This window comes from Pseudomonas sp. TE6283, from assembly GCF_054060555.1.
On the sequence record NZ_JBSSDH010000001.1, the window covers coordinates 404,528 to 423,989 of the forward strand.

16 protein-coding genes are annotated in these 19,462 nt (G+C 67.0%); 5 read left to right on the forward strand and 11 right to left on the reverse strand.

Going from position 1 to position 19,462, the window contains the following annotated elements; genetic code table 11:
• Positions 1–624, forward strand: a complete 624-nt coding sequence (locus ACVWZ5_RS02065; RefSeq protein ID WP_062573656.1) for a glutathione S-transferase family protein — start codon at positions 1–3, stop codon at positions 622–624.
• Between the two features lie 307 nt (positions 625–931).
• Positions 932–1,264, forward strand: a complete 333-nt coding sequence (locus ACVWZ5_RS02070) for a hypothetical protein (RefSeq protein WP_050706130.1) — start codon at positions 932–934, stop codon at positions 1,262–1,264.
• 60 nt (positions 1,265–1,324) lie between these two features.
• Here the strand turns inward: ACVWZ5_RS02070 and ACVWZ5_RS02075 are convergent, their stop codons facing one another.
• The 3 genes from ACVWZ5_RS02075 to ACVWZ5_RS02085 all read right to left on the reverse strand — a co-directional run bounded on the left by ACVWZ5_RS02075 (position 1,325) and on the right by ACVWZ5_RS02085 (position 2,486).
• A complete protein-coding gene (locus tag ACVWZ5_RS02075; RefSeq protein WP_062573655.1) occupies positions 1,325–1,630 on the reverse strand; it encodes a hypothetical protein in 306 nt (101 codons plus the stop codon).
• 206 nt (positions 1,631–1,836) lie between these two features.
• Complete coding sequence (locus tag ACVWZ5_RS02080; RefSeq protein WP_457340371.1) at positions 1,837–2,025, reverse strand: hypothetical protein; 189 nt, start codon at positions 2,023–2,025, stop codon at positions 1,837–1,839.
• Between the two features lie 140 nt (positions 2,026–2,165).
• Positions 2,166–2,486: a YbjQ family protein gene (locus tag ACVWZ5_RS02085; RefSeq protein WP_028691682.1), complete on the reverse strand. Its 321-nt coding sequence runs from the start codon at positions 2,484–2,486 to the stop codon at positions 2,166–2,168.
• Positions 2,487–2,620: 134 nt separating this feature from the next.
• Between ACVWZ5_RS02085 and ACVWZ5_RS02090 the strand changes: the two genes are divergently transcribed.
• Positions 2,621–4,048, forward strand: a complete 1,428-nt coding sequence (locus ACVWZ5_RS02090; protein ID WP_457340372.1) for an MFS transporter — start codon at positions 2,621–2,623, stop codon at positions 4,046–4,048.
• Complete coding sequence (locus ACVWZ5_RS02095; RefSeq protein ID WP_457340373.1) at positions 4,045–4,773, forward strand: class I SAM-dependent methyltransferase; 729 nt, start codon at positions 4,045–4,047, stop codon at positions 4,771–4,773. Before ACVWZ5_RS02090 ends, ACVWZ5_RS02095 begins: the two co-directional genes overlap by 4 nt.
• 182 nt (positions 4,774–4,955) lie before the next feature.
• Here ACVWZ5_RS02095 and ribD read toward each other — a convergent pair whose 3' ends face one another.
• From ribD to ACVWZ5_RS02130, 7 genes are read right to left on the reverse strand one after another with little or no spacing between them, the layout of a single operon-like run.
• Positions 4,956–5,870, reverse strand: a complete 915-nt coding sequence (gene ribD / locus ACVWZ5_RS02100) for a bifunctional diaminohydroxyphosphoribosylaminopyrimidine deaminase/5-amino-6-(5-phosphoribosylamino)uracil reductase RibD (RefSeq protein WP_062573652.1) — start codon at positions 5,868–5,870, stop codon at positions 4,956–4,958.
• On the reverse strand, positions 5,867–6,526 hold the full coding sequence (locus ACVWZ5_RS02105) for an SAM-dependent methyltransferase (RefSeq protein WP_028691685.1): 660 nt from the start codon (positions 6,524–6,526) through the stop codon (positions 5,867–5,869). Before ACVWZ5_RS02105 ends, ribD begins: the two co-directional genes overlap by 4 nt.
• A gap of 11 nt (positions 6,527–6,537) precedes the next feature.
• Positions 6,538–8,229 (reverse strand): WD40 repeat domain-containing protein, encoded by a 1,692-nt coding sequence (locus ACVWZ5_RS02110; RefSeq protein ID WP_457340374.1) that lies wholly within the window; start codon positions 8,227–8,229, stop codon positions 6,538–6,540.
• 23 nt (positions 8,230–8,252) lie between these two features.
• On the reverse strand, positions 8,253–8,849 hold the full coding sequence (gene ribA / locus ACVWZ5_RS02115; RefSeq protein ID WP_062573650.1) for a GTP cyclohydrolase II RibA: 597 nt from the start codon (positions 8,847–8,849) through the stop codon (positions 8,253–8,255).
• Positions 8,850–8,883: 34 nt separating this feature from the next.
• Positions 8,884–9,894, reverse strand: coding sequence for a formylglycine-generating enzyme family protein (locus ACVWZ5_RS02120; protein ID WP_457340375.1), 1,011 nt, complete (start codon positions 9,892–9,894; stop codon positions 8,884–8,886).
• Between the two features lie 56 nt (positions 9,895–9,950).
• Positions 9,951–10,844 carry a VOC family protein gene (locus ACVWZ5_RS02125; RefSeq protein WP_028691689.1) on the reverse strand — a complete coding sequence of 298 codons (894 nt, stop codon included), beginning with the start codon at positions 10,842–10,844 and terminating at the stop codon, positions 9,951–9,953.
• Entirely contained in the window at positions 10,844–11,887 is a 1,044-nt protein-coding gene (locus ACVWZ5_RS02130; protein ID WP_457340376.1) for a methyltransferase, read from the reverse strand. The genes ACVWZ5_RS02125 and ACVWZ5_RS02130 overlap by 1 nt, the downstream gene beginning before the upstream one ends.
• Positions 11,888–12,196: 309 nt before the next feature.
• On the opposite strand from ACVWZ5_RS02130, the gene ACVWZ5_RS02135 reads away from it, so the two are divergent.
• Entirely contained in the window at positions 12,197–12,841 is a 645-nt protein-coding gene (locus ACVWZ5_RS02135) for a helix-turn-helix transcriptional regulator (protein WP_028691691.1), read from the forward strand.
• A 13-nt stretch (positions 12,842–12,854) separates the two neighbouring features.
• Here the strand turns inward: ACVWZ5_RS02135 and ACVWZ5_RS02140 are convergent, their stop codons facing one another.
• Complete coding sequence (locus tag ACVWZ5_RS02140) at positions 12,855–19,193, reverse strand: amino acid adenylation domain-containing protein (RefSeq protein WP_457340377.1); 6,339 nt, start codon at positions 19,191–19,193, stop codon at positions 12,855–12,857.
• Positions 19,194–19,462 lie beyond the last annotated feature (269 nt).

Sequence of the window (19,462 nt, forward strand, 5' to 3'; positions counted from 1 at the left end):
ATGCTGAAGATCCTGGGCAAGGCCTCGTCGATCAACGTGCGCAAGGTACTGTGGACCTGCGCCGAACTGAACCTGCCGTTCCAGCGCGAAGACTGGGGCAGTGGCTTTCGTGCCACCGACACCCCCGAGTTCCTGGCGCTGAACCCCAACGCCATGGTGCCGGTGATCGTCGATGGCGACTTCGTGCTGTGGGAGTCCAATACCATCCTGCGCTACCTGGTCAACCAGTACGGCGGCGAGGCGCTCTACCCCGGCGCCCCGCGCGCCCGCGCCGCGGTAGACCAGTGGCTCGACTGGCAGGCCACCGACCTCAACGACGCCTGGCGCTACCCGTTCATGTCGCTGGTGCGTCAATCGCCGGCGCATCAGGACCCTGCGCTGCTGGCCGCCAGCAGCGCCCAGTGGACGGCCAGGATGCGCCTGCTCGAAGCGCGCCTGCAGGCCACCGGCGCCTATGTCGCCGGCGACGCCTTCAGCCTCGCCGACGTGGCCATCGGCCTGTCCCTCAACCGCTGGCGGCGCACGCCGCTGGAGCACCCGCAGTTGCCGGCACTGGAGGCCTATCATGAGCGCCTGCGGCAACGCCCCGGCTACCTCGAGCACGGCGACAACGGACTGGCGTGACAGAACCGGGAGGATTGTCCGACAAGATGTAGTGACTAAAAATAATCACTACAAACCTGTTGACGCCCTTCCCGCGCCTTGTGCATGATGAAGCCGTCTCCCCGATCGGGAGCGGTGGCAAGGGTGTTCCAGACGGCCTGCGCGGTAACGCAGGCCGTCCGTGGAGAGGGAAACTGCCCAGAAGGCAGCGTGAGAAAGCCCCTGTTGCGAAGCTGCTGTAGCAGCCTTGGTTAGCGCGCTACATGGTGTGGCGCCGAATGTGAACTTCAGCCGAACTTCACCGACGAATGAGAGTAATGGGGGCTTTATGATGAACTTGAACAACAATCCAACCATCGACCAATTGGCCCGTCTGTTCGCCGCGCGCAAGGACAGCCTCGACGACCACCTGCTGTGGGTCAGCCAGTCCGGTGAGGTCCGCCTGGACCGCCTGCCGCCGAACACGGTCGAAGCCGAATTCGAATCACACATGCCCAGCATGCGCGCCCGCTTCAAGGTCTACCGCCGTGGCCAGGGCTACGTCGGCAGGAAGGCCGCCGCCGACACCACCTTCGTCGGTCGCGTACTGCAGACCCTGCAACAAGAATGGCCCGCCGCCCGCGAACGGCAGGCAATCAAGGTGATCGACGCGCTGAACTGAACCGGCGCAGCACACCGTTTCTTGAGCCCGGCCTGAAAAGGCCGGGCTTTTTCATTGCTGCTAGGCGAGGCGCCGACGTGACACCTGCTCCGGCAATGGCAAAGCGCCGGTTGCCAGGGCGCGGGCGCGATCCACGCCCCAGACCAGCGCACGGGTCATGGTTTCGCCCGGCCGCGAGGGGTAGTACTCCTCGAGCAAGGCCTCGCCGCTGCGCGCATACAGTCCGAGAAACAACTGTGTGGCACCGACCCTGGATAGGCGCACCTGCACATCGAAGCTGGTGCCGTCGCTGAGTTCCTCGTCGTGACAGCGACTGTGCAGCTGCGCATCGGCCCACTGCCAGTAGGTCTCTTCCCTGATTCGCATTGAAGTCGATACTCCGTGTCTGAAATCCCGCGCAAGAAAAGCACAGCCTCGGGCCGTCGGCGAGGGGGACGCACCGATACCATGAGCGGGGTCAAGAAATGGCGGGAAAGGCGTGCCGTCGGGCGGTTTCGTGTTGATTGATCAAACGTGATGCGGGGCAAGCCCGCTCCTGCTTGTGAGAGCGGGCTTATGAGGTCAACGCAGGTTCACTTCTTCGACGGGACACGCGGGGTGAAACGCCCCTTCTTGGCCCGTTGCAGGTGCGCCGGTTGCAGTTGCTCCGACTCGTCCAGGGTCATGTTGGAAAAGCCCAGGCGAACAGCCGCCTGGCCGCAGCGTACCTGGCTGTTGATCGGAAACGCATCGTTCAGGTCTTCGAAATAGGATTCGCTCATGCCCTGTCTCCCTCCAATGGCAACCGTGCCGGCAGGCAATACACCTGCCTAGTGAAGCGACGGTCCGTTGAAGTGAGACTAGCCGGTCATTTGCAGACCAGCCGGGCAAAATCTCCTGGCCCGACCAATGGCAACTGGCCTTACTTCAGACGTACCGCCGTGCCGGTGGCGAACACCACGACCATGCCACCCTGTACCGACGGCATGCTGATCTCGAAGTCCACGCCCACCAACGCATCGGCTTGCAACTGCCGTGCCCTCGCCATGAGTTCCTCGGTGGCCTGCTCACGGGCCAGCTTCAGCGCGCCCTCCAGGGTCTGCGAGCGGCCGCCGAAGACGTCGCGAAAGCGCGCGAAGAAATCGCGCACGAAGTTGATCCCCTGCACCGATTCGGCGCTGACCACGCCGAGGTATTCGGCAATCGGGCGACCGTCGAGCTGGCTGGTGGTGCTGATGATCATGGATGTCGCTCCTGAGGCAAGACAAAAGAGCACGATCCTAACAAATCCACCGCGAGCAAATTACACAAGCAATACCTTGAATAATGATTTTCCGGCTCCTAGAATCCCAGCGCAGGACCACGCAAGGAGCGTACATGACCGCCATCCCCGAACAGCCGCCGGCCCGTTGGAGCGAACTGCTCAGCGGCGGCAACGCGCTGCGCTCGATCGCCCTGGCTGGCGGTGTCGCCCTGCACGCCATCAATGTCTACATCGTCACTACCTTGCTACCGACGGTGATCGAAGAGATCGGCGGGCTGGCCTTCTATGCCTGGAACACTACCCTGTTCGTGGTCGCCTCGATCATCGGCTCCACCCTCTCCACCCGCCTGCTGGCCCGTGGCGGACCGCGGGTCGCCTACCTGCTGGCACTGCTGGTGTTCACCCTTGGCTCAATGCTCTGCGCCCAGGCCGGGAGCATGCCGGTGCTGCTGCTCGGGCGTAGCGTGCAGGGCCTGGGAGGCGGCATCCTGTTCGCCTTGAGCTATGCGCTGATCCATCTGGTGTTCGACAGCCGCCTGTGGCCTCGCGCCATGGCCCTTGTCTCGGCGATGTGGGGCGTGGCCACGCTGTGCGGCCCGGCCGTGGGCGGGCTGTTCGCCGAGGGCGGGCACTGGCGCTGGGCATTCTGGTCGCTGTTGCCGGTGGCTGGCGCCCTGGCGCTGATCGTCTGCCTGCGCCTGCCGGCGCGCCAGGCGCTGGACGACAATGGCGCGCGCCCGGCCTACGGGCTGATAGCCTGCCTGGTGGCCTCGGTGCTGGCGATCTGTGCGGCCAGCCTGGCCGACAGTCTGTGGATCAACCTGGCCGGCATCGTCGCCGGCCTGGCCATCGCCGCGCTGATCGCCCGCCTCGATCCCAGGGCGCGCCACCACCTGCTGCCCACGGGCGCTTACAGCCTCAGGCAACCGATGGGCGCACTGTTCGCCATGATGTGCCTGCTGGTAGCAGCCATCACCACTGAAATCTATGTGCCCTACTTCCTCCAGCGCATCCATGGTTTCGGCCCCCTCGCCGCCGGCTACCTGACCGCCGTGATGGCCGCAGGCTGGACGGTCGGCGCCCTGGCCAGCGCCGGCCGTGACCGTGAAGGCGGCGCCTGGCAGATCCGCTGTGGGCCGCTGGTGGTCGCGGGGGCGCTGCTGGCCCTGGCCCTGCTGACCCCCGCCCCGGCCTGGATCGCCAGCGCGCCGGGCCTGGCCTTGTTCGCCCTGGCCCTGGCCGGCGTGGGCCTGGGGATCGGCCTGGGCTGGCCGCACCTGCTCACCCGGGTGCTGCAGGCAGCGCGCCCCGGCGAGGAAAACCTCGCCTCGGCCTCGATCACCACCGTGCAACTTTACGCCACCGCCCTGGCTGCGGCCCTGGCCGGGCTGGTCGCCAATGGTGCCGGGCTGGTGGAGCCCGGCGGCGAGCAAGGCGCGCGCCAGGCGGCGCTGTGGCTGTTCGCCGTGTTCGCCTGCGCACCGCTGCTGGCCCTGCCGTTGGCGCTGCGCCTCACCTCTGAAAGCAAGGAGTGCCCATGAAGGAATCCAAGGAAGTCTACGAGCGGATCAGCGAGCAGTTCGAAGACTTCACCAGCCACGCCAGCCAGCGCGGGGTCGAGGTCGACACGTTTCGCTACATGGCCGGCGACGTAACCGGCGACGAGATTCTCGACCTGGCCTGCGGGCATGGCTTCTTCAGCCGCCGCCTGAAGGACTGGGGCGCGGCTCGGGTGCACGGCGTGGACATCTCGCCGAGCATGATCTACCAGGCGCGCCAGGCCAACGACGGCATCGCCTACGAAGTGCGCGACGTGGCGCAGATGGGCCGCATCGGCCAGTTCGACAAGGTTACCGCCGCCTGGCTGTTCAACTACGCCGGCAGCGTCGACGAGCTGCGGCGCATGTTCGAGAGCGTCGCGCTCAACCTCAAGCCGAACGGACAACTGATCGCCTACACGGCGAACCCCGCCTTCGACCTGGCCTTGGGCAATTTCACCGAATACGGCATCCGTGTGCTGGACGAGCAGCCGATGGAAGGCGGCCTGCGCTGCCAGGGGCAATTCATGAGCTCACCGCCTGCGGACTTCACCTATTACCGCTGGGACAAGGCAGTCTACGAGCAGGCCGCCCACGATGTCGGCCTGCGCAATGTGCGCTGGATTGCCCCGCTGATCAGCGGGATCCGCAAGAAGGCGCATCCGCCGGGGTATTGGGACCTGTTCGAACAGAACAGCCTGCAGGTCGGGTTGATCTGCAGTCGCTGAAATGATCGAGGCTTACGCACTTCCCCTGTAGGAGCGGCCTTGCCGAGGCGTCGGACCGGTCGGAAAGGGCTGCGCAGCAGCCCCGGCAATCTTTGCACTAACGCAAAATCCTGGGGCCGCTTCGCGCCCCTTTCCGACCGGTCCGACGCCTCGGCAAGGCCGCTCAGGGAGAGCACAGACCGCTAGACCTGCACCAACCACTCATCCACCAGCCCCTGGCGCGCCAAGGCCTCGCACCAGGCCGGCTCAGCCTCGACCTGGACTTCGTTGCAGTCGAGCTCATGCAACGTCTGTAGTACCCGCAAGGCACCCAGATCCTCCAGCACCTGGCAACGGGCCCGTGCATACCGACCGTCCCGCCTCGCCTGCGCCCCATGCAACACCAGCGTCGGCGCACGCCCGTCGAGCACCTTGGCCGAAGCCGGGCAGTCCAGCCCCTGGTCGATCAATACCCGCAAGGGCACCACCGGCTCGGCGCGTTGCCCGGCAACCTGCGCCACCAGCGAGGTGTCGCAGGCCTTCACCCAGTCACAAGTGGTCAGCAGCGCCGAGGCCCTGCCCCGCCAATGCGCCAGGGGCGTCTGCTCGTCGCAATGGCTGAGCATCACACCCTCGCCCAGCGTGCCGATCTCCAGCGCCGCCGGACGCAACACCCGCACCCACGGGCGCTGGCGCTCGATGCGCGAGAAGAATCCGCGATTGAGCGCACGCGCCCGCGGGCAAGGCAAGGCCTCGACCGCGATACCGGCTTCGCGCAGGCGATCCGCGCCGATGCTCTGCGAGACGTCGCCGCTGGCCGTGACCACCCGGCTTACCCCTGCCGCCACCAGGGCATCGGCGCACGGCGGCGTGCGACCCTGGTGGCCGCAGGGTTCCAGGGTCACATAGGCGGTCGCCCCGCGCGCAGCCGTGCCCGCCTCGCGCAGGGCGTGCACTTCGGCGTGGGCCTGGCCGGCGCGCTGATGCCAGCCGCGCCCTACCACCTGACCGGCGTTGACGATCACGCAACCGACCCGCGGGTTGGGCATGGTGCTGTACAGGCCCTGGCTGGCGAGCGCCAGGGCCATGTCCAGGTAATGGCGGTCGATCGCACTCACGTGCGCACCAGCGCCAACAGGTAGCGGGCTTCGCCATGCTGGCGCTCGATCACCTCCAGCCCCTCCCAGGTGAAGCCATGGGCCTCAAGGGTCTGGCGGATACCATCGTCGGTGAAGAAGTAGCCCTGGCGCTGGTTGTCCATCTCGCGCCAGCCCGGCTGCGGATGGGCCGCGTCGACCCCGAACACGTTCAGCCCCACCAGCGCGCCGGGGCGCAGCAGGCGGCGCACATGGGCCAGGTACGCGCCCCACTCGTCCGGATGCTGGTGGTGGAAGCAGCCATTGTCCAGGGCCGCGTCGAACACCGTGCCCGGCGCCGGCTGCCAGTCCTGCATGGCCTTGTTCACCAGGTCCAGGCGATCGCCCCAGCGTTTGCGCAGCAACGGCCAGCTGGAGTTCTCGACGATATCCAGGCCGGTGACCCGATGCCCGGCGAGGATGAAGGTGGAGGCGTCACGGCCACGGCCCACGCCGATGTCCAGTACATGCTGATCAGCACGGGGGTCGAGACGCTCGAGGAAAGCCTGGGCCGCCTGGATCATGCCGATGTCCCACGACCACTCGTCCTCGCCATGGCTGTAGCGGTGCACGAACGAAGTATCGAGGGCCTTGCGGTAATCGCCCTGGGCCATGAAGTCACTTGCTTGCTTGCTCATGTGCTGCTCCTTCAGGACGCCAGGCGGGCGTCGATGCCGTAGATGCGCCCGTCATAGGAACTGGCCAGGAAGGCGCCGCTGACGGCGTCGTGGGTCAGGCAGGAAATGCCGCTGGCGGTCGGCCGCTGCATGGGCAGCCAGCGCCGCGAGACCAGGTCGAACAGCGCCACGGTACCGTTGTAGGCCGCGGTGGCGATCACCCGGCCATCAGCGGAGGCGGCGATGCACTTGATCGAGTGCTGGTGCGGCGAGTCGAACACCTCGTCGCCGGTCTCCAGCCACAGGCGCAGCTTGAGGTCGCGACCGATGCTGGCGAAACCGCCGGTGATCGGGCAGCAACCATTGGAAATACGCGTATGCGCCCCCTCGATATGCCGCACGCTGCTGAAATCCTCGATGCTGTGCAGCGCGGCATCGGCCGAGGCGCAGACGCTGAACAGGTGGCGCTGGTCGGCGGCCACGCCCTTGATCGCGTTGTCATGCATGGGGATCGACGCCACCAGGCGCAGCCCGCCCTGGCCATCATGGCCGAACACCAGGCCTTCGCCGGTATAGGTGCCGATCAACGCCAGGTCTTCGCCATTCCTGACGAAGGTGGCGCCGCAGTTGAGTGGCGAACGGTGCTGGTACAGCATGCGCCCGGACAGGCCATCGAACACCTGGCCCATCTGGCCGCCGGTCAACAGCAGCGGGCCGAACGGCAGGAGGAAGTTGCACAGGCTGCCGACACTGGTCACCGGCTGGTCGTCACGGTGCAGAATGCCAGCATCGCCAATGCTGTACTGGCGCTCTTCGCTGCGCACCACGGCGTTGATGCTTACCGCCGGCTCGATGCCCGACACCTGCCACTGGTCCTTCTCGTAGTTCCAGGTGGCGTAGCGCGAGCCGAAGGTGGCGAACACCAGTTGTTCGTCGCCGACAAAAGCGCAGCTGCGCGGCCAGACGATGCTCGGCAGCGCGGTACTGCGGCGCTTGACCAGGTTGCGCGCGGCGTCGAAGGTCCAGAGGATCGCCGAACGATCATAGCTCAGGCTCACCAGCAGGCGCTTGTCGTCGTTCCAGACGATGCGCTTGATCCCGGCGGCGTGGGCCGGCACGGTCTGCACCTGGCCCTGGGCGATGATCGAGATGCGCCCCTCGTCGTCCCCGGCGAACACCACGCCTTCGCGGGTGATGGCGATGGTGTCGGTCTCCACGCCGCCGATGTCCACCTCGTCGCATTGCTGGCCGCTGCGGGTGTCCCACTGGCGCACGGTACCGTCGTCACTGCTGGAGATCAGGCGCTGGCCGTCCGGCGACCAGACCACCGAGATGACGTCGGCCTGGTGGCCATGAAACGCCTGCAACAGCACGCCGTCGAGGTCGAAGATGCGCAGCACATGGTCACGCGAACAGGTCGCCACGCGCTGGCTGTCTGGCGAGAACACCGCCATCTCGACATCGTCGTTGTGCCCCTGCAGTACGGCTTTCAGGCGCATGCTCGGCACTTCCCAGATGCGCGCGGTGTAGTCGCTGCTGGCGCTGACCAGGTGCTTGCCGTCACTGCTGAAGGCGCACTGGTTGGCCAGGTGGTCGTGGTGCACACGGTGGATCGGCTCGCCGGTGGCGGCGTTCCACAAGATCACCTGGTTGTCGTAGCCGGCGGTGGCGACGAAGCGCGCGGCATGGGCGGCGATACCGCTGATAGGGCCAATGTGTTTCATCGAAAGATCCTTTTTCGCTGGAGTCAGAGCTTGATCGAATGGCTGGACTTGACGGCCTTCGCCTGCAGGTAGTTGCGGTTGTGATTGGTAAGGAACACCCCGGTGGGCACCTGTTCGATCACATCGATGCCACCGGCGCGCAGCTGGGCGACCTTCTCCGGGTTGTTGGTCAGCAACCGGCACTGGTGCACGCCCAGGGCCCGCAGGATCTGCACGGCCGGATCGAACGAGCGCGAGTCGGCCAGGTGGTTCAGGCGCAGGTTGGCTTCATAGGTGTCCAGGCCCTTGTCCTGCAGCAGGTAGGCCTCGAACTTGGAGTACAGGCCGATGCCACGCCCTTCCTGGCGCAGGTAGATCAGGTAGCCGCCCACCTCCTTGAGGGTGCGCAACGCCTCCTGCAGCTGCGGGCCGCAATCGCAGCGCTGCGAGCCGAACACATCGCCGGTGATGCACTCGGAGTGCACCCGCACCAACGGCACGTCGCACTGCTCGCGGCCGATGCCGACGGCGAAATGCTCCTGGTCACGCTCGAAGCCGTGGAAGCCGAAGAAATGGGCATCGACATCGCCGCCGAGGATGGAAATCGGCACGATGGTGTGAAGCGAAACATCCTTGTTCATGGAATCAGACCTCTTGCACGGAAGACGGAACAGCTCAGTTGTGGTTTTCAACCAGGCGAAAACCCATGACGTAGATCGATCGCGGGTAACGCCCGTGGCGGCGCGCGGTGCGCGCCAGGTCGCGGAAACGGGTAAAGCTGCCACCGCGGGCCACACGGTGGGTGCCGACATCGAGCACCAGGTCGTCCTCGATCTGCGGGCCGCCGGGGTATGGCCGGTAGTCCTCGGCCACGTACTCCTCGACGTTGCCGGCCATGTCCAGCACCCCGAAGGGCGAGGCTGCGTCGCAGAACACGCCGACCGGCGTGCTGTCCAGGTAGCCCAGCTCGGCGGTGTTGGCGTGCTCGACCTGGTAGGCGTCGCCCCAGGGGAACTGACGTCCTTCGGGGCCGGCGGCGGCATACTCCCACTGCGCCTCGCTGGGCAGGGCAAAGCGTCGGCCGGTGCGCTCGCTGAGCCACTGGGCGTAAGCGTCGGCGTCACTGGCCGAGACGCTGTACACCGGGTGGTTGGCGTGGTGCCGCGGATAACGGCCGAACGCCCAGCCGTCGGGAATGCCGGCATGCCCGCTGTCGAGCAGGAACTGGCGGTACTCCTGGTGCGTCACCGGGAAGCGGGCGATACGGAACGCCGCCAGTTCCACGGCGTGACGCGGGGTCTCCTTGTCGATCCAGCTGCGGTCCAGACCGAGCCCGTCGAACTGGTCCATCACCTGTTCGACCGCGCGCGGGTCGAGGCCGATGTGCACCCGCGCCGCCGGGATATCGATCATCTGCGGGTCGAAGGTGTCGATGCGCGGGTCGCCGCGCAATGCCAGCACCTCGCCGGCGGCAATACGCCGGGCCAACGGCTGGCGCGGCTGCTCGAGCAACGTCAGCAAGACGTCCAGCGGCGCCTGGAGCAGATCGTCGAGCGCCGTGGCGACCTGCGCCTGCAACGGATGCTCCTGGTAGTGTGCTGGGTAGCCCATCAACGCCCGGTCGCTGACATCCTTGGGCAATGGGCTGGGCAGCCGTGGCCAATGCCACTGTTTGTAGCTGTTCATGCAAATACCTGCCTAGGCACAGGCCCGCCGAGCGACAGGCCTGTGACGACGTGGGGTCAGAGGCGGTCGAGGAGCAACCGAGGGTTGCTTTCGATCATCTCCACTTCGGCGCTGTAGACCTCGATCACCAGGCCATCCGGGTCCTCGAAGTAGACGGCGCTGCGCACGTTGTCCGGCCCATGGTGGTAGCCCGGCGCCGGGCCGTTGCCCTTGACCAGCTTGATGGTGCCGGCAGCGGTGACCTGCTCGGCGATGCGCCGCACATCCCCAGGCAGCGCACGCACACCGATGTGGTAGCCGGTCGGGTAGCTGAACGACTCGCTCTGTTCGATGAAGAAGTCGAAGCCGTTGAGCTCCATCACAGCCTTGCGCGGGCCGAGGTTGTAGCAGTAATTGGCGCCGAGGATGTCGCTGTAGAACGCCTTGGAGGCTTCCAGGTCGCGGGTGAGGATATTGATGTGGTTCAGCTCGGGGCGCTGCGCGGCCCGCGCCGCTTCGTCCAGGCCCAGGCCGTCGAGCGAACGCCACAACTTGGTCGCGGCCGCGAACTTGGCGAAGCCCGCGAGCCAGTCCTTGATCGCCAGTTCCGGCGCCTGCCCGGCGCCGATATCCAGCGAGTACGGATAGAGAAAGCCCTGGCTCGCCTGCTGCCACTGGGCGATCACGCCGCTGGCAGGCGGCAACTGTGCCAGTGCACCCTGCACGCGGACCAGCACCAGCGCGGTGTTGCGGCACAGCCCGCTGGCCTCATTGAGCAACGTGTTCAACGCAACCGGTGGCGTGGCGCTGTCGAGCAGCAGGCAGACTGCGTCCACCGGTCCCTGGCCGGCCGGATTCTGGCTGACCTGCAGGCTGAAACCTGCCGCCGCCGCCGCGCTGCCCAAGCTGTCCAGGGCCTGGGCCGCCGCGTCGCCAAGCGGCGCGGCATGCAATGCCAACAAGCGCAGCATCAGGCAGCCCTCCGTCCGATCAGCAGGGTGTAGCGGCCGATCGGCTCCTGCTCCACGCTCAACCCCGCCGACGCCATGCTGTCGATCAGGTAGCGGGTCGGGTGCAGCTCGCCGTTGACCGTGTTGAGCATCATGTGCAGGGAGAAGTCGGCCGACAGCACCGGGTGGATCTCGTCATCCTCCAGGGCCATGCTCAGCACCAGCAGCGCGCCGTCGCCCTCGACCATGCCGGCGGCGCCGGCGATCAGGGTGCGCACCTGCTCGCGGGTGAAATAGTGCAGGCAGTCGTTGAGCATCACCACGTCGGCCCGCTCGCCCTGGTACTGCGCCAGGTCCAGCAGGTTGCGGGCATGGAAGCCCAGGCGGTCGTCGAGGCGGTACTTGGCGAAGGTGGCCGCAGCGGCCTCGCGGGTCGGCTCCAGGTCCCAGACCTCGCCCTTGACCTGCGGATTTCGGCTGGCGATCTCGGCCAGGTAGGTGCCGTGGCCACCGGCCAGGTCGATCACCCGGCGGGCCTTGTCGAACAGCGGCAGGTCACGCAGCACATCGACCATGGGCTGGCTGAAGCGGACCATGGCATCGTTGAAGGCGTCGCGGGCCGCCAGGTCGTGCTTGAAGCGGTTTTCCTGCTGGAAATCCAGCGAGGAGCGGCTGCGCAGCACTTCATCCAGGCGCGGCCAGTTGTGCCACTGCAGGCGCTGGTGGTCGATGATCGGACCGATGAACTCGGCGCTGTCGCTGACCAGGAAACGCTGGCTCAGCGGCAGGTTCTCGAAACCTTGGGCGGTGCGCTTCAACAGGCCCATGGCCACCAGCGCGTTGAGGAAGATGCGGCCCTTGTTCGGCACCCAACCCAGCGCATCGCTCAGGGCCTGGGCGCTGACCGGCTGGCGGGTGTGGTCGAACACACGCTGGGCCAGCGCCGAATGCAGGATGGCGGACTGGCGGTACTGGTCAGAGAGCTTCACCAGGTCGACCACGCCTTGCAGGCTGTTCAGCTCGTCGGCGTGTTCATAGATGGTCACGGGTTTCTGGGCATTCATGCACTCACGTCCCTGTCGAGTTATTGTGGGTGAGCCCATGCCCGGCATTTGCCAGCAAGGTGTCGATGAACTTGCACGCACCCTCCCTGGGACCGGCAAGCACAGGCTCCGCAAGTCAGCTTAGACGCGGACTCATAAAATACAACTAATACCTTTTATATTTTTATCGCATATAAATTTTCTTATCGATAATCGCTCTTCTTGCACAAATCACCGCGAATCCGGGCTATCCTTCGCCCACTTGCCTGCGCAAAGGATGGCCCAGGAGAGTGCCCGATCCGTTCATTCACGCCCGGTTTCCAGCGCTCCATGACCTCGACCACCGTTGATACCAACTGCACCGCCGACCGCATCCTGTTCCTGCTCAAGACCCGCGGGCCGCTCAAGACCGCCGACCTGGCCCAACTGCTCGCCATCACCTTCGAAGCCACCCGCCAGCAGGTGCAAAAACTGCAGGCGGCCGACCTGGTCAGCGGCATCAGCGTGCCGGCCAAGGGCGCCGGGCGCCCTTCGCAAAAATGGGCACTGACCGCCACGGCCCAGCGCCGCTTCCCCGACTCCCACAGCGTGCTGACCCTGCAACTGATCGAGAGCGTCGAGCAGGTGTTCGGCAGCGACGGGGTCGACCGCCTGATCAGCCGCATGGAAGACAGCAACAGCCGTGAGTACCAGCAGGCCTGCGCCGATGGCCAGAGCCTGGAGGACAAGGTGCGCATCCTCGTGCAGTTGCGCGAGCGCGCCGGCTACATGGCCGAAATGCAGGCCGACGGCAACGACTGGCTGATCGTCGAGAACCACTGCCCGATCTGCATCGCCGCCACCCGCTGCCAGGGGTTCTGCCGCAGCGAGCTGCAGGTGTTCCAGGCGGCGATCGGCGAGCAGGGACTGGTGGAGCGTTGCGAACACCTGATTTCAGGGGATCGGCGCTGCGTCTATCGCATTTCGCCGAAGTAGCTGCCCCTACCGGTCAGATCCGCCGCCTGCCCTTGAGCGCCGGAATCGTGGTCTGCGCAATCGCCACCTGTTCCTGCCCGCGGCGGGTGTTGGCCGCCAGGCCCGCCAGGGTCGGCTGACTGAACAACAGGCGCGCATCGGCATGCAGCCCGGCCTGGCGCATGCGCGCCACCAGGCTGACCGCCAACAGCGAGTGCCCACCCAGCTCGAAGAAGTTGTCGTCGCGGCCGACCTGCTCGATCTTCAGCACTTCGGTCCAGATCTGCGCCAGCGTATGCTCCAGCTCGTCACGGGGCGCCTCGTAGGCCCGACTGATCACCGCCTCCACGCCCGGCGCCGGCAAGGCGCGGCGATCGACCTTGCCATTGGGGCTCAGCGGCAACTCGGCCAGCAGCACATAGGCCGAGGGCACCATGTAGGCCGGCAGTCGCGCCAGCAGGTAGGCGCGCAGCGTTTCCAGCGTCGGCGCGCCATGGCCGTCGCGACAGCTGGCATAAGCCACCAGGCGCTCCTCGCGCACCAGCACCACCGCCTGGCCAAGGTCCGGATGAGCCGTCAGCAGCGCCTCGATCTCGCCCGGCTCGATGCGCAGGCCGTTGAGCTTGACCTGGAAGTCGTTGCGACCGAGGAACTCCAGCGCACCATCGGCGCGATAGCGCACCAGGTCGCCGGTTCGGTACAGGCGGTCGCCGGCCACGAACGGACTGGCGATGAAGCGCTCGGCCTGCAACGCCGGCAAGCCCAGGTAGCCGCGGGCCACACCGATGCCGCCGATGTGCAGTTCGCCGGCACAACCCACAGGCACCGGACGGTCATGGGCATCGAGCACGTACAGCCGCGTGTTGCCGATCGCCCACCCGATCGGCGGGGCGGCGACGGGCAACGGCTGCTGCGGCTCCAGGGTCCAGGCGGTGCTGTCCACGGTAGCTTCGGTGGGACCATAGACATTGTGCAGGCGTACCTGGGGCAAGGCCTGGCGCACCTGTTGTGCCAGCGCCAGAGTCAGCTCGCCGCCACCACAGAAGACATCGCGCAGGCTGCTGCAACGCTCCACGCCCGGGGTGTCGAGAAACGCTTGCAGCAGGGCCGGAACGAACTTGACGGTGGTCACCCTGCGCGACTGGACAAGCTGCACCAGGTAAGCCGGATCGCGGTGACCGTCGGGGCGCGCCAGCACCAGGCGCAAGCCCGCGCACAGTGGCCAGAACAACTCCCACACCGAACCGTCGAAGCTGAACGGCGCCCGCTGCAGCAGCGCGTCGCCGGCCTGCGGCGGGCACAGGTCGCTGCCCCAGCGCATCAGGTTGCACAGCCCGCGGTGCTCGACCATCACCCCTTTCGGCGTGCCAGTCGAGCCCGAGGTGTACATGACATAGGCCAGGTGCCCGCCACCCAGTTCCGGCAGCTCCGGCGCATGGTCGCCGTGCACCTGCCAGTCACCGTGATCCAGATCCACCAGCGGTGTCGACTGGCCCTCGAACAGGCCACGGGTGGCTCCGTGCAGCAGCAGTGCCAGGGGCGCGCTGTCGGCCAGCATGTAGTGCAGGCGTTCGTCGGGGTAGCCGGGGTCCAGCGGAACATAGGCGCCACCGGCCTTGAGCACGCCGAGCAGGCCGACGATCAGCGAGGCGCCGCGCTCCAGGCACACCGCTACCCGGCTGTCGGGCCGCACGCCAAGGCCGATCAAGTGATGGGCCAGGCGATTGGCCTGGGCGTCGAGCTCGCGGTAGGTGAGCTGTGCGTCTTCACTCTGCAGCGCCACGGCATCCGGCGTGCGTCGCACCTGAGCGGCGAACAGCGCCGGCAGGTGCGGATACGCGGGATCCAGCGCAACCTCGGTGCTGTTGAGGGTTTCCAGCAGATACACACGCTCCGTCTCCGGCAGGGTCGGTAGCGCCTCGAGCGCCACCGGGGCTTCGCTGAGCAGGGCGCCAGCCAGCGCCTGCAGGGCGCAGGAAACGAACCCTAGCACCCGCCCGGCACCCAACTCGCAAGGTGCCCGCACACTCAGGCGCAGGCTGTCGCCCTGCTCGTCCACGGTCAACACCAGGGCGTGACTGTGCACCTCGCTGGCATCGAGCAGGGTCACCCCGGGCAACGCTACGGCGTCGTGCGCGGCGCCATGCCGGTAGTTGAGCAGGCTGTCGAACAGTGCCACGCCGGCGGGCAGGCCACTGCAGCGCTGGGCCAGCACCAGCGGCGCATCCTCGTGCCCGAGCAGCGCCGCCAGTTGGCCGTGGATTCCGACCAGCGCCTGGCCTACGTCGCGACCAGCCAGCGACACCCGCAGCGGCAGGCTGTTGATGAACATGCCCAGTGCCCGGTCGGCGCCCTCGCCCGCCATCACCCGCCCCAACAGCACGGTGCCGAACACCACCTCGTCGCGACCACCCAAGGCCCCCAGCACCTGGGCCCAGGCCAGGTGCATCAGGCTGCCGAGGCCGACGTCGTATTGGCGCACGCGCTGGCGCAGGGCCAGGGCCAGGTCCTCAGGAACGGTCAGGACGCAGGTCTCGACACGGGTCTGGATCCCCTCGCCCATGCCGGCCAGCCTCGGCGGCGCCTCCACCCCGGCCAGTGCTTCGCGCAGGAACACTTCATGGCCCGCCTGCCGAGCCTCGTCGCGGCTCATGGCAACGTAGTTGCGGTAGGGCACCGGCCTGGGCAATGCATGCCCTTCGTTCGCCATCAGCACCGCCAGTTCGGCCAGCAGCACCTGCACCGATACGGCGTCGTTGACCAGATGGTGGAAGTGCAGCAGCCCCAGCCAGCGCTGCCGCGCGCTGTCCTCGATGCAGGCCAGAGCCATCATCGGCGCCTGGCGCAGGTCCAGCCGCAGTCCCTCTTCGCGCAGCCGGGTGGCCGCGTCGCCCGGACCGGACGCAAGCACCCTCAGCGGCAACCAGGCCTGGCGCCACACCACTTGCTGCGGCTGCGCCAAGCCCTCCCAAGCCAGGCTGGTACGCAGGATGTCGTGACGCTCGATGACCCCGGCCAAGGCGCGGTTGAACGCCTCCAGCGCAGCCTGGCTGGCGAAGGCGAACAGCGCCTGTTGCTGGTACGTGTCACGGTCTTCGGTGAGGTGGTGATACAGCAGCCCCTCCTGCAGCGGTGCCAGCGGGTAGATTTCCTGCACATTGGCCGCCCCGCCCGGCACCCTGTCGACGATGCGGTCGATGCAGGCCTGGTCGAGGTGGGTCAGGGCCAGCATTTCTGGGGTGATCCGCTGGCAGCCCGGAGCCACGCGATTGGCCGCCACCGACTGTACGGGGGCGCCGTCAAGCGACGCGGCCAGGCTCGCCAAGGTCGGCTGACCGAACAGGACCCGGGCATCGACCTGCAACCCCGCCTGACGCATGCGCTCGATCAGGCGCACCGCCAGCAGCGAATGACCGCCCAGTTCGAAGAAATGATCGTGCCGTCCGACCTGCTCCACCTCCAGCAACTCGGCCCACAGCGCGGCCAGGCGCTGTTCAAGCTCGCCTCGGGGCGGCTCGTGGGCGCGCCGCACCGTGGCCTCGTTGCCCGGCGCGGGCAACGCGCGGCGGTCAAGCTTGCCATTGGCAGTCAACGGCCAGGCCGCCATCGCCACATAAGCGCTCGGCAGCAAGGCGGCCGGCAGGCGGCTGCGCAGGTGCTCGTGCAACTGCAACGGGGTCGACGGCTGTTCGCCAAGGTACCAGGCCACCAGTTGGCCGTCGCGCAGCAGCACCAGCGCCTCGCGCACGGCTGGATGACTGGCCAGCGCGCTCTCGATCTCGCCCAGTTCGACCCGCACGCCGCGTATCTTCACTTGGTCGTCGCTACGCCCGAGGTACTCCAGGGTACCGTCGGGCAACCAGCGCACCAGGTCACCCGTGCGGTACATCCGGGCGCCATGCTGCAGGGTGAACGGGTCGTCGAGGAAGCGCTCGGCAGTCAGTTCGGGGCGGTTCAGATAGCCGCGGGCGACTCCCGCACCGCCGATGTACAGCTCACCGACAGCACCTATCGGCAGTTGCCGGCCCTGGGCATCGAGCACGTACAGCCGGGTGTTGGCCACCGGCGCGCCAATGTGCAGCACTTGGCCCGGGCGTACCTCGCCTGCGCTGGCCACCACCGTGGCCTCGGTCGGCCCATAGTTGTTGATGATCCGCCAGCCTCGCTCGCGGGCCAGTCGACGCAAACGATCGCCGCCGACCAGCAAGGTCTGTAGGGTGGGGTGTGGCTCGCCCTGGGCGAAGGCGTGCTCGGCCACCGGCGTGGGCAGGAAGCTGACCTGCAGCGGCTGGGCACGCCACCAGCGCAGCAGCGCGTCGATGTCCTCGCCGCCCTCGCCCACCGGTGCCAGGTGCAGGGTGGCGCCAGCGCACAAAGCCGGCCAGATCTCCCAGGCCATGGCATCGAAGCCGAAACCGGCCAGGCTGGAGGTTGCGCTGCCAGGATGGAGATCGAAGGCTTCGCAGTGCCAGTCGACCAAATTGGCGAGCATGCGGTGCTCGATCATCACGCCCTTGGGCTGACCGGTCGAGCCGGAGGTGTAGATCACATAGACCAGGCTAGAACCCGACAGACCCGGCACCTCGAGGTCGGCGAACGCCGTCGCGGGCTGTTGCAGGCGGTCCAGCTCGATCACCGGCACCTCGATGGCTGGCAGACGCTCGCGCAGGCCGGACTGGGTCAGCACCACCTTCGGCGCACAATCGTCGAGCAGGTAGCGCAGGCGCTCGCCTGGGTGCGCCGGATCGATCGGCACATAGGCGGCGCCGGCCTTGAGCACCGCCAGCAGGCCGACCAGGGTGTCCAGGCCACGGCGGGCGACCACGGCGACCCGTTGCTCCGGCAACACGCCCAGGGCCAGCAGTTGGGTGGCCAGCTGATTGGCGCGGTTGTTCAGCTCGGCATAACTCAGGTGGCGCCCCTTGTGCACGGCGGCCGTCGCCCCGGCGCGCAGCGCGGCCTGGGCCTCGATGCGCCGATGGATCAGGGCCGGGCCTTGGGCAGCGCTGGCGGTGGCATTCCACAGTCGCAGGCGCTGCTGCTCGTCAGGCAACAGCAGGTCGTAGTCGTCGATGCCCGCCTGCGGCCGCGCCAGCCCCTGGGCCAGCACATGCAGCAGGCGCGCAGTGAACACCTCGACCTCTTCGGGGGCCAGCCAAGCCTGGTTATGCACCAGGTGCAGCCAGGCCTTGCCATTGTGCGGGTTGCTGCGCAGGTAGATCGACAGCGGCGTCGGCTCGTGATCGTTGCATACCTTCACGCTGTGGGCGCCGAGGCTGCCATAGCGCAGGTCGTGGCCCTCTTCCTCGTAGGACACGGTGATCTCGAACAATTGCCCACGGGCCTCCCGGGATAGCCCCAGCGCCCGGTTGAGCTCGCTGAGCGGCAGGCGCTGGTGACGCAGGTCCCGCCGCAGGGCATCGCCGATACCGCGCACCAGTTCGGCGAAGCTCAAATGCCGACCGAAGTCCATGCGCAAGGCATTGACCTGGACGAACATGCCCAAGGTCGCCTTGGCCCGCGCATTGCCACGGTTACGCACAGGCAGGCCGACGACCCAGTCATCCCGCTGCCAGGCCCGGGCACAGCACACGTGCAAGGCCGCCAGCAGCACATGGGCGACCGATCCCTGCAGCTCGTCGGCCAGTTGCCGCATGCGCGCCAGCAGGTCACCGTCGAAACTGCGCTCCAGCGCATGGCTGGGCGTGGCACCTGGCGGCAGGCCCTGTTCCTTGGGCTGCAGCAGCGCATCTGGTAGTTGTGGGTAACGGCCTTGCCAATAGGCAAGATCGCGCTGCTGACGGGCCGATCCCTGGTAGGCCAGGTCATCCTCGATGAATGTTCGGTAGGACGGGGCCGTGTCCGGCAGTGCCAGGCCCTGCTCAAGCAGACCGTAGTACTGGCCCAGCTGGTGGAGCAACTGCTCCAGGCCCCAGCCGTCGAGGATCAGGTGATGGGCCTGCAACATCAGCAGGCTGCGCCCGGCATCCACATGCAGCAATGCCATGCGCAGCAACGGTCCGGTTTCAAGGGCGAAGGGCTGTTGCAGCAAGGTCTTGGCCAGACGCTGCGCAGCGGCGAACGGCTCGGCCTGCCCGCGCAGGTCGTGCTCGTCCAGCGGCACCTGCAAACCGGCCACAAAGCGCTGACGAGCGACGCCATCGTCCCCCGCCTCGCGCACCAGCACCGTGCGCAACCCGTCGTGAAGCGCGACCAGATGCGCCAGCGCGCGCCGCAGCAGACCACTGTCCACGGCGCCGTCGAATTCCAGATACCCGCCGACGTTGTAGAGCGGCGAGTCACCGTGGCTGATCTGGTCCAGCCAGATATCGCGCTGGGCGCAGGTCAGGGGGAAGCTATCGGCGACAGGCATGGGCGGGTCTTCCTTGAAACGGGATCGTCCGCGGATTCAAGCACCCACCCCGCGCCCTGTATGGCCCCCCAAACCCGGACATTGGCCAGTACCTTTTCGCTCCGCCTGAGCGTGCTGAATCTTTTGTAGGAAATTGACGATAGTCGGCAGACGGTACCAACCTACCCCTGCCAACGGGCGGGGCAATCGCCGGCGATCTGGCCGGTTTCCGGCGCCAATTGTCCGACAATCCATCAATTCAGAGTGCATGAGCCCAGGGAAATACCGAC

Excerpts from the sequence above, each read along its gene's own strand:
- ACVWZ5_RS02085 (WP_028691682.1), bottom strand. The coding sequence starts at position 2,486 with ATGATCATCAGCACCACCAGCCAGCTCGACGGTCGCCCGATTGCCGAA.
- ACVWZ5_RS02110 (WP_457340374.1), bottom strand. The coding sequence starts at position 8,229 with ATGAAACACATTGGCCCTATCAGCGGTATCGCCGCCCATGCCGCGCGC.
- ACVWZ5_RS02135 (WP_028691691.1), top strand. The coding sequence starts at position 12,197 with ATGACCTCGACCACCGTTGATACCAACTGCACCGCCGACCGCATCCTG.
- ACVWZ5_RS02140 (WP_457340377.1), bottom strand. The coding sequence starts at position 19,193 with ATGCCTGTCGCCGATAGCTTCCCCCTGACCTGCGCCCAGCGCGATATC.
- ribA (WP_062573650.1), bottom strand. The coding sequence starts at position 8,849 with ATGAACAAGGATGTTTCGCTTCACACCATCGTGCCGATTTCCATCCTC.
- ACVWZ5_RS02070 (WP_050706130.1), top strand. The coding sequence starts at position 932 with ATGATGAACTTGAACAACAATCCAACCATCGACCAATTGGCCCGTCTG.
- ACVWZ5_RS02065 (WP_062573656.1), top strand. The coding sequence starts at position 1 with ATGCTGAAGATCCTGGGCAAGGCCTCGTCGATCAACGTGCGCAAGGTA.
- ACVWZ5_RS02095 (WP_457340373.1), top strand. The coding sequence starts at position 4,045 with ATGAAGGAATCCAAGGAAGTCTACGAGCGGATCAGCGAGCAGTTCGAA.
- ACVWZ5_RS02080 (WP_457340371.1), bottom strand. The coding sequence starts at position 2,025 with ATGAGCGAATCCTATTTCGAAGACCTGAACGATGCGTTTCCGATCAAC.
- ACVWZ5_RS02130 (WP_457340376.1), bottom strand. The coding sequence starts at position 11,887 with ATGAATGCCCAGAAACCCGTGACCATCTATGAACACGCCGACGAGCTG.
- ACVWZ5_RS02105 (WP_028691685.1), bottom strand. The coding sequence starts at position 6,526 with ATGAGCAAGCAAGCAAGTGACTTCATGGCCCAGGGCGATTACCGCAAG.
- ACVWZ5_RS02090 (WP_457340372.1), top strand. The coding sequence starts at position 2,621 with ATGACCGCCATCCCCGAACAGCCGCCGGCCCGTTGGAGCGAACTGCTC.
- ACVWZ5_RS02075 (WP_062573655.1), bottom strand. The coding sequence starts at position 1,630 with ATGCGAATCAGGGAAGAGACCTACTGGCAGTGGGCCGATGCGCAGCTG.
- ACVWZ5_RS02125 (WP_028691689.1), bottom strand. The coding sequence starts at position 10,844 with ATGCTGCGCTTGTTGGCATTGCATGCCGCGCCGCTTGGCGACGCGGCG.
- ACVWZ5_RS02120 (WP_457340375.1), bottom strand. The coding sequence starts at position 9,894 with ATGAACAGCTACAAACAGTGGCATTGGCCACGGCTGCCCAGCCCATTG.